Source organism: Denitratisoma sp. (assembly GCA_032027165.1).
In the GTDB taxonomy this organism is placed as follows: domain Bacteria; phylum Pseudomonadota; class Gammaproteobacteria; order Burkholderiales; family Rhodocyclaceae; genus Desulfobacillus.
Window position 1 is genome coordinate 1560613 of record JAVSMO010000001.1, and the last position, 14108, is coordinate 1574720.

13 protein-coding genes and 1 other RNA gene are annotated in these 14108 nt (G+C 63.6%); 10 read left to right on the forward strand and 4 right to left on the reverse strand.

The window, feature by feature from the left end; genetic code table 11:
• Window positions 1-2544 (reverse strand): DNA gyrase subunit A, encoded by a 2544-nt coding sequence (gyrA, locus tag ROZ00_07655; protein MDT3736083.1) that lies wholly within the window; start codon window positions 2542-2544, stop codon window positions 1-3.
• A gap of 239 nt (window positions 2545-2783) precedes the next feature.
• On the opposite strand from gyrA, the gene ROZ00_07660 reads away from it, so the two are divergent.
• From ROZ00_07660 to ROZ00_07690, 7 genes are all read left to right on the forward strand, one after another.
• Window positions 2784-3431: an OmpA family protein gene (locus ROZ00_07660; GenBank protein MDT3736084.1), complete on the forward strand. Its 648-nt coding sequence runs from the start codon at window positions 2784-2786 to the stop codon at window positions 3429-3431.
• A gap of 52 nt (window positions 3432-3483) precedes the next feature.
• A complete protein-coding gene (locus ROZ00_07665) occupies window positions 3484-4800 on the forward strand; it encodes a TRZ/ATZ family hydrolase (GenBank protein ID MDT3736085.1) in 1317 nt (438 codons plus the stop codon).
• Between the two features lie 107 nt (window positions 4801-4907).
• Window positions 4908-5543, forward strand: a complete 636-nt coding sequence (locus ROZ00_07670; GenBank protein MDT3736086.1) for an OmpA family protein — start codon at window positions 4908-4910, stop codon at window positions 5541-5543.
• A 64-nt stretch (window positions 5544-5607) separates the two neighbouring features.
• Complete coding sequence (gene ubiG, locus ROZ00_07675; protein MDT3736087.1) at window positions 5608-6321, forward strand: bifunctional 2-polyprenyl-6-hydroxyphenol methylase/3-demethylubiquinol 3-O-methyltransferase UbiG; 714 nt, start codon at window positions 5608-5610, stop codon at window positions 6319-6321.
• Window positions 6314-6964, forward strand: a complete 651-nt coding sequence (locus ROZ00_07680; GenBank protein MDT3736088.1) for an HAD-IA family hydrolase — start codon at window positions 6314-6316, stop codon at window positions 6962-6964. The genes ubiG and ROZ00_07680 overlap by 8 nt, the downstream gene beginning before the upstream one ends.
• Before the next feature lie 97 nt (window positions 6965-7061).
• Window positions 7062-7422, forward strand: a transfer-messenger RNA (tmRNA) gene (ssrA, locus tag ROZ00_07685).
• A gap of 83 nt (window positions 7423-7505) precedes the next feature.
• Window positions 7506-7784, forward strand: a complete 279-nt coding sequence (locus tag ROZ00_07690; protein ID MDT3736089.1) for a hypothetical protein — start codon at window positions 7506-7508, stop codon at window positions 7782-7784.
• A gap of 61 nt (window positions 7785-7845) precedes the next feature.
• On the opposite strand, the gene efp is transcribed toward ROZ00_07690, so the two are convergent.
• Window positions 7846-8406 carry an elongation factor P gene (gene efp, locus ROZ00_07695; GenBank protein ID MDT3736090.1) on the reverse strand — a complete coding sequence of 187 codons (561 nt, stop codon included), beginning with the start codon at window positions 8404-8406 and terminating at the stop codon, window positions 7846-7848.
• A gap of 60 nt (window positions 8407-8466) precedes the next feature.
• Entirely contained in the window at window positions 8467-9612 is a 1146-nt protein-coding gene (gene earP / locus ROZ00_07700) for an elongation factor P maturation arginine rhamnosyltransferase EarP (protein ID MDT3736091.1), read from the reverse strand.
• A 135-nt stretch (window positions 9613-9747) separates the two neighbouring features.
• On the opposite strand from earP, the gene ROZ00_07705 reads away from it, so the two are divergent.
• The 3 genes from ROZ00_07705 (at window position 9748) to ROZ00_07715 (ending at window position 12161) form a co-directional block, all read left to right on the forward strand.
• Window positions 9748-10611 (forward strand): HDOD domain-containing protein, encoded by an 864-nt coding sequence (locus ROZ00_07705; GenBank protein ID MDT3736092.1) that lies wholly within the window; start codon window positions 9748-9750, stop codon window positions 10609-10611.
• A gap of 61 nt (window positions 10612-10672) precedes the next feature.
• Window positions 10673-11245 carry a LemA family protein gene (locus ROZ00_07710; GenBank protein ID MDT3736093.1) on the forward strand — a complete coding sequence of 191 codons (573 nt, stop codon included), beginning with the start codon at window positions 10673-10675 and terminating at the stop codon, window positions 11243-11245.
• Between the two features lie 13 nt (window positions 11246-11258).
• A complete protein-coding gene (locus ROZ00_07715) occupies window positions 11259-12161 on the forward strand; it encodes a hypothetical protein (protein ID MDT3736094.1) in 903 nt (300 codons plus the stop codon).
• Between the two features lie 33 nt (window positions 12162-12194).
• On the opposite strand, the gene ROZ00_07720 is transcribed toward ROZ00_07715, so the two are convergent.
• Complete coding sequence (locus ROZ00_07720) at window positions 12195-14105, reverse strand: ATP-binding cassette domain-containing protein (GenBank protein ID MDT3736095.1); 1911 nt, start codon at window positions 14103-14105, stop codon at window positions 12195-12197.
• Between the last annotated feature and the right edge of the window lie 3 nt (window positions 14106-14108).

Here is a 14108-nt window from a genome sequence, read left to right on the forward strand (position 1 = left end):
TTACTCCTCCTCGGTCTCAATAATCTTTTCCATGCCGGCCAGCTTGGTGCCGTCATCCAGGTTGATCAGGGTCACGCCCTGCGTCGAGCGCCCCATCTCGCGAATGTCCTGCACCAGCGTGCGAATCAGCACGCCGCCAGTGGATATCAGCATCAGTTCATCGGTATCGGAAACCAGCACGGCGCCGATCAGCCTGCCATTGCGGTCGGACGTCTGGATGGCGATCATGCCTTTAGTGCCGCGGCCGTGCCGGGTGTATTCGGCAATCGCCGTGCGCTTGCCGAAGCCGTTCTCGGTCGCCGTCAGCACGCTCTGCTCCTCGCCCTTGGCGACGAGCATCGAAATCACGCTCTGAGCCGGTTCGAGCATCATGCCGCGCACGCCGCGCGCCTCGCGGCCCATGGGGCGCACGTCCTCCTCGGCGAAACGCACAGCCTTGCCGGCATCGGAGAACAGCATCACGTCGTACTCGCCGTCGGTGATGGCGACGCCGATGAGGTGGTCCCCCTCATCGAGATCGACGGCGATGATGCCGGCCTTGCGCGGATTGGCGAAAGCCGACAGCGGGGTCTTCTTCACCGTTCCGCCCATCGTCGCCATGAACACATAATGTCCCTCGTCGAACTCCTTCACCGGCAGCACTGCGGTGATCTTCTCGCCCTCGGCAAGCGGGAAGAGATTGACGATAGGTTTGCCGCGGCTGGTCGAGGAGCCTTCCGGCACCTCGTACACCTTCAGCCAATAGACACGTCCGCGGTTGGAGAAGCACAGGATGTAATCGTGCGTGTTGGCCACGAAGAGACGGTCGACGAAGTCGTCCTCCTTCATCGCAGTGGCCTGGCGGCCGCGGCCGCCGCGCCGCTGGGCGCGATAGTCGGCCAACACCTGGCGCTTGAAGTAGCCGCCATGGGAGAGGGTCACGACCACGTCGGTCGGGGTGATGAGGTCCTCCAGGCAGAGATCCTCGGCGTTCACCACGATCTCGGAGCGCCGCGCGTCTCCGAACTGCTCGCGGATAGCTTGCAGCTCTTCGGCGATGATGCGGGTGATGCGTGCGGGATTAGCCAGAATGTCGAGCAGGTCGGCGATCTGCGCCATCACTTCGCGATACTCGGAGACGATCTTGTCCTGTTCGAGGCCGGTCAGGCGCTGCAGACGCAGTTCGAGGATGGCCTGGGCCTGGGCGTCGGACAACCGGTAGCCCTGCCCGGACATGCCGAATTCGGGCAACAGTCCATCCGGTCGCGAAGCCTGCGCGTTAGCACGCGCCAACATCTCCTCGACGAGTGTCGAACGCCAGGTGCGCGCCATCAGTTCGCGCTTGGCCTCCGGCGGCGTCGTCGCCGCCTTGATGAGGGCGATGATCTCGTCGACATTGGACAAGGCCACCGCCAGGCCCTCCAGGATATGGCCCCGCTCGCGCGCCTTGCGCAGTTCGAACACGGTGCGCCGCGTCACTACCTCGCGCCGGTGAGCGAGGAAGGCGCCGAGCATCTCCTTCAGGTTGAGCAGGCGCGGTCGGCCGTCGACCAGGGCCACCATGTTCACGCCGAAGGTATCCTGCAACTGCGTCATCTTGTACAGGTTGTTGAGCACAACCTCCGGCACCTCGCCGCGCTTCAATTCGATGACCACGCGCATGCCGGACTTGTCGGACTCGTCCTGAATGTGGGAAATCCCCTCCAGCTTCTTCTCGTTGACCAGCTCGGCGATGCGTTCCAGCAGGGATTTCTTGTTAACCTGGTAGGGCAGCTCGTCGACGATGATGGCCTGGCGGTTGCCCTTCTCCAGGTCCTCGAAATGCGTACGCGCCCGCATGACGATGCGGCCGCGGCCGGTCAGGTAACCCTCGCGCACGCCGACGGTGCCGTAAATGATGCCGGCCGTGGGAAAGTCGGGGGCAGGAATGATCGCAATCAGATCCTCGATGCCCAGTTCGGGGTTGTCCAGCAGCGCCAGGCAGCCATCCACCACCTCGTTCAGGTTGTGCGGCGGAATGTTGGTCGCCATGCCGACGGCGATGCCCGAACTGCCGTTGATGAGCAGGTTGGGAATCTTCGCCGGCAGGATCAGCGGTTCGCGCTCCGAGCCGTCGTAGTTCGGCCCGAAATCGACCGTCTCCTTGTCGATGTCGGCCAGCAACTCGTGGCCGATGCGTGCCATGCGGATTTCCGTGTAGCGCATGGCAGCAGCATTGTCGCCGTCGACAGAACCAAAGTTGCCCTGGCCATCCACCAGCATATAGCGCAGGCTGAAATCCTGCGCCATGCGGACGATGGTGTCGTAGACTGCAGTGTCGCCGTGCGGGTGATACTTACCGATCACGTCGCCGACGATGCGGGCGGATTTCTTGTAGGCCTTGTTCCAGTCGTTGGACAGCTCGTGCATGGCGAAGAGCACACGCCGGTGCACCGGCTTGAGTCCGTCGCGTACATCAGGGAGTGCCCGGCCCTTGATCACGCTCATGGCGTAATCGAGGTAGGAATGGCGCATCTCCTCTTCGAGGCTGACCGGCAGGGTTTCTTTGGCGAATTGAGTGGTCATCTAAGGGGTAACCGAAGGCAGGGCAAAGCCCTTCACCAAAAAGGTATAAGTTTAGCATGCCGTCCTTGCCCTTCGCAGCCGTCAGGATGCGCCCGCGGCCATTCAATTGTCGTTCCGACAACAAGTTGTAGGCCTTTGGTTTTTGTGCTTAAATCCATTTTCAGTAGCCGGCGGCGGCGCGCACTGACCCGCCGGAAAACAGAACAATCAACAATCTCTAGCCAGTGGAGGATGAACCCTTGAAAAACACTCTCGTATCCAAAGCTCTTCTCGCTACCGCACTCGGCCTGGCCGTAAGCGCAGCCAACGCCCAGGTGCCGAACAACGACGGCTATCTGTTCGACACGCGCGGACTTGTCGCCAAGAGCGGGTTCGGCCTGTGCTGGAAGACCACCCGCTGGACGCCCGCCATGGCCATCGCCGAATGCGATCCGGAACTGAAGAAAGCTGAAGCGCCGAAGCCGGCCGCACCGGCCGCGCCTGCCAAACCGAAGGCCTGCAACTTCACCTACTCCCTGCAAAACGATGCGACCTTCGCCTTCGGCAAGGCCAACCTGAACGCCGCCGGCAAGGATCAACTCGACAAGAATGTCATCGCCAAGCTGGGCAACTGCGCCAGTGTCAAGCTGATGCTGATCACCGGCCACACCGACCGCATCGGCAGTCACGAGGCCAACCAGAAACTTTCCGAGAAGCGTGCCGACGCCGTCAAAGCCTACCTAGCAAGCAAAGGCGCCAAGGCCGATGCCGTCGAGACCATGGGTGCGGGCAAGACCCAGCCCGTGCCGGGCGTGAAATGCGACGACAAGCTACCGCGCAAGAAGCTCATCGAGTGCTTGGCGCCGAACCGCCGCGTTGTTGTCGAAGTGCAGGGCCCCGGCAAATAAGCCAGCCCAAATTGCAAAAACCCCGCCCCTCATCGGCGGGGTTTTTTTACGCATGTCAGAACCGATAGACCTGCTGATCGAGCCGCGCTGGCTCATACCGGTGGAACCGCACGGCGTGGTACTCGAGGACCATGCCGTCGCCGTTTCCGCCGGGAATATCCTCGATGTCCTGCCCGCGAAGGAAGCGCTCGGCCGCTATCAGCCGGCGCAACGCGCAGCACTGCCGCAGCAGGCGCTGATTCCCGGACTGGTCAACTTGCACACCCACGCCGCCATGGCGCTGATGCGCGGCATCGCCGATGACCTGCCATTGATGGACTGGCTGAAGACACGCATCTGGCCAGCCGAGGCAAGGCATGTCTCCGCCGCTTTCGTGCGCGACGGCACGCTGCTCGCGTGCGCCGAAATGCTGCGCGGCGGCATCACCTGCTTCAATGACATGTACTTCTTCCCAGAGGCGGCGGCCGAAGCGGCGCAAAGTCTCGGGGTGCGCGCCGTGCTCGGCATGGTCATCATCGAATTCCCCACTGCATACGCCACCGATGCCGACGACTACATCAGCAAGGGATTGGCCGCGCGCGATCGGCTGCGCGGCGAGCCCCTGATCTCGTTCTGCATGGCACCGCATGCGCCCTACACCGTAGCTGACAAAACCTTCGAGCGTATCGCCACCCTCTCAGCCCAGCTTGACCTGCCCGTCCATGTCCATCTACACGAGACAAACTGGGAGATCAGGCAGAGCCTGGCCCAGCACGGCACCCGCCCCCTCGATCGGCTGCGGCGGCTGGGACTACTCGGCCCGGGCCTGATCGGCGTACATGCGGTGCATCTTGATGAGCCCGAAATCGCCCTGCTTGCGGAGAACAACTGCGCGGTGGCGCATTGCCCAACATCGAACATGAAACTCGCGAGCGGCGCCGCCCCGATCGCCCAACTATTGAGGCAGGGAGTGCGCATTGGCCTGGGCACGGATGGCGCAGCCAGCAATAATCGTCTTGACATCTTTCAGGAGATGCGCCACGCCGGACTACTGGCCAAAGTCACCTCCGGCGACGCTGCGGTGCTGAACGCCCATGAAATATTGCGCATGGCCACCTTGGGCGGCGCCTCGGCAGTCGGCCTGGACAATCGCATCGGCTCAATCCAGGCCGGAAAGGCCGCCGACGTGTGCGCCATCCGGCTCGACGCACTTGAAACCAGTCCCTGCTTCGACCCCGCTTCCCACTTGGTCTATACTGCCGGAAGGGAACATGTGACCCATGTCTGGGTAGATGGAGTACTGCAGGTCGAAAATGGAGTGTTGCGGGGATGCGACACTACTCGATTGCTTGACACTGTCAATTTGTGGCAAAATAAATTAACCGCTTGAACCGGCAGGGCCGAAAGCAGAGGGCCGGAACAAACGTGTTTTTAATAACTCCGCTGTTTTTTGGGCCGATCAATCCACTCATTTTTCGCACCGCAACGAGGGGGAATATGAACAAACAAATTTCGAAAATCACGCTGCTGGCCGCCCTTGGAATGAGCGCCTCCGTCGCGCTTGCTCAAGTGCCGAACAACGACGGTTACCTGTTCGACACGCGCGGCCTTGTCGCCAAGAGCGGGTTCGGCCTGTGCTGGAAGACCACCCGCTGGACGCCCGCCATGGCCATCGCTGAGTGCGATCCGGAACTGGTGAAGAAGCCTGAAGCGGCAAAACCCGCCGCCCCGGCTGCGACGCCGAAACCCGCCGCCCAGAAGGTAACGCTGGCCGCCGACGCCCTGTTTGATTTCGACAAGGCCGTTCTGCGTCCGGAAGGCAAGGCCAAGCTGGATGACGTTACCAGCAAGCTGAAAGGCATGAAGCTGGAAGTCATCATCGCCGTCGGCCACACCGACCGCATCGGCTCCGACAAGTACAACCAGAAGTTGTCGGAGAAGCGCGCCGAGGCCGTCAAGGCCTACCTGGTCGGCAAGGGCGTCGAGCCGAACCGCGTCTACACCGAAGGCAAGGGCGAGAAGCAGCCCGTCACCGGCGACAAGTGCGGCAAGAGCGAGAAGAAGTCGAAGCAACTCATCGAGTGCCTGCAGCCCGATCGTCGCGTAGAGATCGAGGTCATCGGCACCAAGTAAGTCGGCTCATTGCCGAAAAAAGCCCTGCGCAAGCAGGGCTTTTTTATTTTATATACTTCGAATCATGAACGAACCCGCAAACCGCAACGCCGACCAGGCCGAACTCGACAAGTTCAGCGAACTTGCCCACCGCTGGTGGGATCCCGAGTCCGAGTTCAGGCCCCTGCACGACATCAACCCCCTGCGCCTGGACTGGATCGACCGGACCGTCGGTCTCGCCGGCAAGAAGGTGCTCGACGTCGGCTGCGGCGGCGGTATCCTTGCCGAATCAATGGCAACGCGCGGCGCCGCCGTGACCGGCATCGATCTCTCCGACAAGGCGCTGGCCGTCGCGAAACTGCACCTGATGGAAACCGGTCAGAAAGTCGATTACCGGAAAATCTCAGCGGAGGAACTGGCCGTCGAAGCGCCAGGTGCTTTTGATGTCGTGACCTGCCTGGAAATGCTAGAGCATGTACCCGATCCCGCCAGCACCGTGCGCGCCTGCGCCCAACTCGTCCACCCCGACGGGATGGTTTTCTTTTCCACCATCAACCGCAATCCCAAGTCTTACCTTTTTGCGGTAGTCGGCGCCGAATATGTGCTCAAACTGCTGCCGCGCGGCACGCACGATTACGCCAAATTCATTCGGCCGGCCGAGTTGGCTCGCTATTGCCGCGAAGCCGGCCTGAGCGTCGGCGAGGTCATCGGCATGACCTACAACCCGCTCACGAAGACCTACGCCCTAGGCTCGGACACCGACGTCAACTACTTGATGCGCGCGCGGCGCGATGACTGACGCCGTCCTATTCGATCTCGACGGCACGCTGGCCGACACCGCCGCCGATCTCGGCGCTGTGCTCAACCGGCTACGCAGCGAAGCAGGAAACGCGCCGCTGCCACCAGAAACCATCCGCCCACATGTCTCAAAGGGGGTGCGCGGCCTGCTCGGCATCGGCTTCGCCCTTGCACCGGGTGACAACGGTTATGCCGACCTGCACCAGCACTTCCTGACCTATTACGGTGAATCGCTGTGCGTGGCTACTACCCTCTTCGAAGGCGTCGCGGACCTGCTGGACTACTTGGAGGCGCATGGCATCAAGTGGGGCGTAGTTACCAATAAGACCAGCCGTTACACCCTGCCGGTGATGGAGGCACTGGGCTTGGTGCGACGCGCCGACTGTATCGTCAGCGGCGATTCCTCGCCGCGCCCAAAGCCGGCGCCCGACCCCCTGTGGCTGGCCAGCGCCATTGCCGGCGCCGATCCTGCGCGCTGCCTGTATGTCGGCGACGACCTGCGCGACATGCAGGCCGCACGGGCCGCCGGCATGGGGGCCGTTGCCGCTGCCTGGGGCTATCTGGGCGACGGTCTGCCCCTTGAAAAATGGGGCGCCGACACCATCATTCAGTCGCCGGCAGACCTTGTCGGACTGCTCATGTAGCACATGCTAGAATGTTCAAGGTCTGTGGAACTTGGGAACGATGCCGGGTTTCAAAGATGAGCAGGGTTAGACAGCAGTTGCGCATCACACCGAATCCGGGGGCGACCTGGCTTCGACGTGGGTCGCGAAGCAGTGCAGTGCATGCCGAGGCCCAGTTACCTCGAAAATCCATCTGGAAATCTACAAACGCCAACGACGAGCGTTTCGCTCTAGCCGCTTAATACCGGCTAGCTCTGCACCGGTTTGCTGACGGGCCGGGCCGCGCAAGCGGCAGCAGAGTCATTCACACCAGCTAAGGATCGTCCTCGCCGCGTGGCCGATCACGAAAACTCAGCGGATCGCCTTGCACCAGCCTGCCGGTTGGCGTGTGCCGGGTTAAATCAAACAACCAGGCTAAGCATGTAGTACTGCCTGTAGAGGGCTTGCGGACGCGGGTTCGATTCCCGCCGCCTCCACCACACAACAACGCCACCTATGCTGCGGGTGGCGTTTTACGCTTCGACGCGGTACTCTTTGCCCTCCCGAATCCGGATAGGAGGCAATGATGCGCCCTACTCTCACCTTTCTCGTAGCTGCTTGCCTGGCCCTCCTGTCGGCAAGCGGCGTAGCCCAGAACGCCAGCGAAAATCCGGCTGCAGGCAAGACACAGGAAGAACAAAAAATCCTCACCAAGGAGGAGCAGGCAGAGGCCAGGCAACTGGCGCGAGCAGAACGGGCCCGGGAACAGGAAAGGGAACGCTATGAGCGCGAACGTCTGTGCGTCATCAAGCCCGTGATGACCGACGCCCAGATCGCCCAGTGCAAGGAAGTTTGGCGCTGACTCCTCCGGCTCCAACGAAAAAGCCACCCTCGGGTGGCTTTTTCGTTTGCGCGGCCGGGGGTCAGCCCTTGACGCGATTACGGTACTCGCCGGTGCGAGTATCGATCTCGATCTTGTCGCCGATCTCGCAGAAGAGCGGCACGGGCAATTCAAAGCCGGTGGAGATCTTCGCCGGCTTCAGCACCTTGCCCGAGGTGTCGCCGCGCACGGCCGGTTCAGTGTAGATGATTTCACGCACAACGCTGGTGGGCATCTCGACGGAGATGGCCTTGCCATTGTAGAACACCACCTCGCAGGGCATGCCGTCATCGAGATAGTTAACGGCGTCGCCCATGCTCTCCTTCTCAACCTCGTACTGGTTGTACTCGGCGTCCATGAAGACGTACATGGGGTCGGCGAAGTACGAATACGTCACTTCCTTGCGTTCCAGCGTGACGATCTCGAACTTGTCGTCGGCCTTGTAGACATTCTCGCTCGGGGCGTCGGTAAGGAGGTTCTTGAACTTCATTTTGACCACGGCAGCATTGCGGCCCGACTTGTTGTACTCGGCTTTCTGCACGACCATCGGGTCTTTGCCGATCATGATGACGTTGCCTACGCGGAGTTCCTGTGCCAGTTTCATGCTTGATCCTGCTCAAAAAGTTGGCCGCCACCGGTTAAGCGGCGAAAAATTAACGGGAAATTATAGCCCATTCGAGCAAAATTGCACCAGCTTGGCAGCAAGGTCGCCATTTCCCTGCAGGCAGGCCGCCCATGATTCGGCATGACGTGCCAGCTGTATCTGCCGAGCCCAGAAGGCCGGCCAGGCTGAGGCCATCCCCTCGCCGCGGCTCCACGCGCCCCAGAAGGCGCTCACAGCTCCGGCTGTCTCCCTTGGCAATCCTTCGCAATAGCGTCCGAGAAACGCAGCCAGCTTGTTCAGGTGGGTCCCTTCAGCCTGGGGATAGGGCTGCCAGACCATCGGCCGCAAGGCCCACTGTGCCCGGACGAAGGAATCCTCGCCGCGCACGAAATTGCAGTCACAGGCCCACAGCAGTCGGTCGTAGCGGTCCTGATCAAGGAAGGGAAAGACGCGCACTTCCAGACTGCCCCGACGCAAGGCGCCGCCGACGGCCGGGGTCGCCTGCCCGAAAAAGGCGGCAATCGCCTCTCCAGCAATGCCTTCCGGGACCAGGCAAGTCACCGGGGCGGCCTGCCCGCGCCAACAGTCGAAGAGATCTTCCGCCCTGCTGCCCGGGTAGCAGAAGAGGGAAATGCGGATTTCCTCCCCATGCGGCGCTGGCAGGCCGAGTTCCTGCCAGAAGGCGGCTTGCGCCCCCGCATCGAACTGAAATGCCTGGCGCCGCCTGAAGAGATCACGTTCCAGCAGCACTCCACCGGTGTCCGCCGCAAAGCCGGGGAAAAAGAAATGCTTGACCAACGGCAGACGCGGATTAGGCGATGCCAGGCCGTGACATTCACCGACCCAATCCTCCGCGCTGAGATATTCCAGGTTGATCCAGCGAGGCTTCCGGGGGCGCTCCGCCATCGCCTTGAGATAGCTGTCCGGCAGGTTGCAGGCGAACGCCTCGACCACCACCTCCCCCGGCTCGACAGGCGGAAACGGCTCCTGCCAGTAGCATATCTGCACGCCGCCGCAATTCTGGGTTGTCCGGCCTGCATCGATATCCGGACAGATGCGCCGAAAGGCGGCAAGGTCATCCACCCACAGTCGGACGCGCAAGCCGTACTCGCCCGCCAACTGGCGGGCGAGTCGCCAGCAAACACCGATGTCGCCGTAATTATCGACGACGCTGCAGAAGATATCCCAGGATTGCGGCGTAGGCATTTATCTGTTTGTTATTAAATGAATTATTTCTTGCGCGCAGCCATGATCCGAAACCGGCCCGGCGGCCCGGGCTCAAGCTGCCCGCCTCTCTGCCGTAATTATAACTACCGGTATTGACTGAATTATTTGTCATCGATGCTACAGCGCCCGCTGCCTTCGCTCGAGTCCTGGGTGAATTACCTCAGCCAGGCCGACATTCCTGTGCTGAAGCGAACGGTACGGGAACTGGCTCGCCTGCGTGAAAACGAGGAAAACGTCACCGGCCGCCAACTGGCGGGCGTCATCCTGCACGATCCGTTGATGACCCTGCGCGTACTGGCCTATATCGAGGCGAACCGGCGCCGGAGCCAGACAACCGACATCACCACCATCGATCGTGCTGTGATGATGATCGGCGTCTCGCCCTTCTTCACCAAGTTCGAGAACCTGCCGCTGGTCGAAGGCAGCCTGAAAGACCAACCGCAGGCGCTCATCGGCCTGCTGCGCGTGATTGCGCGCGCCCGCCAAGCGTCGCTCTTCGCACGCGACTGGGCGGTGCTGCGCCACGATCTCGATGTCGAGGAGATCACCGTCGCCGCCCTGCTGCACGACACCGCGGAAATCCTGCTTTGGTGCTTCGCCCCCACGCTGATGCTCGGCATCCGCGCCCTGCAGGCGGAGAACCGCGGCCTGCGCAGTGCCGCCGCGCAAGAGGCCGTGCTCGGCATCACGGCCGGCGAATTGCAGCTCGCCTTGGCCCGTGCCTGGCGCCTGCCAGTCCTGCTGCAGAGCCTGATGGACGACACCCATGCCGAACATCCGCGCGTGCGCACCGTCCTCCACGCCGTCAACCTGGCTCGGCATTCGGCCAACGGGTGGGACGACCCAGCCATCCCGGACGACATCGCCGAGATCTGCAAGCTGCTCGGCATCGCCGAGGCCTCGCTGATGGAGCGTCTGCGCCGGATGGTGGATATTCCGGAAGCGCCAACCGCGGCGGAGGCGCCGCAGACGCCCTGATGATGCTGGCCGCCACAGTCGTTTAGAATAACCGCACGCTATCCGAACCAAGGGGGAGATCATGGGCATCGTTTCGTTGGTGGCACTGGGCATCATCGTCGTCGCCGTGGTGTACGGCGTGATGATCTACAACGGCCTGGTGCAGGTAAAGCATGCCGTCGCCAAGGCCTGGGCCAACATCGACGTGCTGCTCAAGCAGCGCCACGACGAGCTGCCCAAGCTGGTCGAGACCTGCAAGCAGTACAAGCAGTTCGAACAGGAAACCCTGCAGCGCGTCGTCGAGGCCCGTTCGCGCGTGCAGACGGCGCGGGAGAGCCAGAACATCCCGGCACTGGGCCAGGCCGAGGGGGCCCTGCGCATGGGGCTGGGCCAGATTTTCGCCGTTGCGGAAGCCTACCCCGAACTGAAGACGAACGAGAGCTTCATGCAGCTGCAGGGCCGCATCACCGCCCTGGAAAACGGCATCGCCGACCGCCGCGAGCTCTACAACGAGGCGGTCAACATCAACAACGTGCGCATCGAGCAGTTCCCCGACTCCATCGTCGCCGGCATGTTCCGCTTCGAGGCCAAGCCCCTGCTCGAATTCGCCAGCGCCGAAAAGGCCGACGTCGACATGAAGGCGCTGTTCGGCTGAAGCGCGCAGCGCGATGCTGGTCCGTCTGCGCCGAGGGTACGGCAACCTCGTCACCTCCGGCGGCCAACTCATCCTGCTCCTCGTCGGCCTGAAAACCGAATCGAGCCTCGGCATGTTCGTCTGCGTGGCGCTGATGGCGCCGCTGAGCCTTGTCGCCTGGACTTCCGCCTATCGCCGCACGCGCGCAGTGGCCGACACGCCGACCTCCAAGGTCGCCTCGGCGGCGCAGGGCTACGTCGAGCTGATCGGCACGGGGAAGCCGCTCGCCGGCGCACCGCTGCTCAGCCCGCTCACCCACCTGCCCTGCCTGTGGTTCCGCTACACCGTCGAGCGCAAGGACAGCGAGAACAAGTGGGTGCAGGAGAGCAAGGGCGAGAGCGACGCCTCCTTCATCCTCGACGACGGCACGGGCGAATGCGTGGTGGACCCGGAAGACGCCGAGATGCTGGTGACGAAGAAGGACTCCTGGATCGACGGCGACCGCCGCTACACGCAGTGGCTGCTCATCGAGCGGCAGACCATCTACGCCCTCGGCCAGTTCGCCACGCGCGGCAGCGTCGACCTCGACCTAAACGTCGCCGAGGACGTCAAGCACCTGCTCGCCGAGTGGAAATCCCGGCCCGCCGAGCTCCTGCACCGCTTCGACCTCGACAGGAACGGCCAACTCGACCTGAAGGAATGGGAACTCGCCCGGTCGCAGGCGAAGCGCGAAGTGCTGGCCAACCACCGCGACCTGCGTGCCTCCGCCGAGCTGCACGTCATGCACCTGCCGCAGGACGGGCGCCACTACATCATCTCCGATCTCGATCCCGGCAGGCTCGCCTCGAAATACCGCTGGTGGTCGTGGTTCCACATCGCCGTCTTCCTCGGCGCACTGATCGCCCTGCCTTTCATCTGGCGCATCAACGACTTCTGAGGACTTCCGGCGCCGCCCCGCGGGGACTGACTTTTACCCGGCGGCTGCGGAACGGGACTCGAGTTCCTCCCAGCGCAGCATGGCCTGCGTGATTTCCTCATCCAGCACGGCCAGCCGTTCGCGCAGTGCCCTTGCCTCCTCCGGCGCCCCGCGGTAAAGCGCCGGATCGGCCAGGCGTACATTGAGCGCCGCCTGCTCGGCTTCCAGCGCGGCGATGCGGTCCGGCAGCGCCTCCAGCTCGCGCGCTTCCTTGAAGGACAGCTTGGCCTTCGGGCGCGGCTCGCGCTTCTTCTCGGCGGCCTCGCGCTTCTCCGCGGCGGGCGCGGCGGCGGCCTGCTGTGCACGTCGCGACTGCGTCTCGCGCAGCCAGTCCTCGTAGCCGCCGACGGTCTCGCGCCAGCGGCCTTCGCCCTCCGCCGCAATCACCTGGGTGACGATGTTGTCGAGGAAGCTGCGGTCGTGGCTGACGAGGAACACCGTGCCGTCGTAGTCCTGCAACAGCGACTCGAGCAGCTCCAGCGTTTCGATGTCGAGGTCGTTGGTCGGCTCGTCGAGGACGATGACGTTGGCCGGCCGGCTGAACAGCCGCGCCAGCAGCAGGCGGTTGCGCTCGCCGCCGGAAAGCGACTTGACCGGCGAACGCGCCCGCGCCGAGGGGAAGAGGAAGTCCTCGAGGTAGCTGATGACGTGCTTCTTCTCGCCGCCGAGCTGCACGTAGTCCGAGCCCGGGCTGATGACGTCGGCCAGCGTCGCCTCCTCGTCGAGCGCAGCGCGGAACTGGTCGAAGTAGGCCACCGCCAGCTTGGTGCCGAGGCGTACGCTGCCCGCGTCCGGCGCGATCTCGCCGAGGATCAGGCGGATCAGCGTGGTCTTGCCGGCACCATTGGGGCCGATGATGCCGACGCGGTCGCCGCGCAGGATGCGGCAGGAGAAGTCGCGCACGATGTCGTGCTCGCCGTAGCGCTTCGAGACATGCTCCAGCTCCGCCACCAGTTTGCCGGAGGCCTCGCCGCGCGTAAGCTGGAAGCCGACGCCGCCCAGGCGCTCGCGCCGCGCCGCGCGCTCGCGACGCAGCTGCTCCAGCCGCCGCACGCGGCCCTCGTTGCGCGTGCGCCGCGCCTCGATGCCCTTGCGGATCCACACCTCCTCCTGCGCCAGCAGCTTGTCGAACTTCGCGTTCTGCTGCGCCTCGGCCGCCAGCATCTCCGCCTTGCGGTTCTGGTAATCGGCAAAGCGCCCTGGGAAGCTCGCCAATTTTCCCCGGTCCAGCTCGACGATGCGCGTCGCCACCGAGTCGAGGAAGCGGCGGTCGTGCGTGATCACCACCACCGCACCGCCGAAGCCGGCGATGAGACTCTCAAGCCAGAGGATGCCGTCGAGGTCGAGGTGGTTGGTCGGCTCGTCGAGCAGCAGCAGCTCCGGGTCGCCGGCGAGCGCGCGGGCCAGCGCCACGCGCTTGAGGCCGCCGCCGGAGAGTTCGCCCAGGCGTGCCTCGCCCGCCAGGTTCAATTGCGACAACGCCTGCTCGACGCGCGTGTTGAGCCGCCAGCCGTCGCCCGCCTCGAGCTGCACCTGCAGTTCATGCAGCCGGGCCAGCGCCGCCTCGCCGTAGTCGTGCGCCAGGCGCTGGGCGGCGTCGTGGTATTCGACGAGCAGGCGGCTCGCCTCGCCGACACCCGAGGCGACCGCCTCGTAGGCCGTCTGCTCCGGCGGGAAGTCCGGCTCCTGCGGCACGTAGGCGATGCGCAGGCCGTCGTGGCGCCACACCGTGCCGTCGTCGAGCGCGCCCTGCCCCGCCAGCGCGCGCAGCAGGCTCGACTTGCCGCTGCCGTTGCGGCCGATCAGCGCGATGCGCTCGCCGTCGTCGACCTGGAAGTCGGCCCGGTCGAGCAAGGCGACGTGGCCGAAGGCCAGGCAGCCCTTGTCCAGCGTGAGAATCGGCATGAA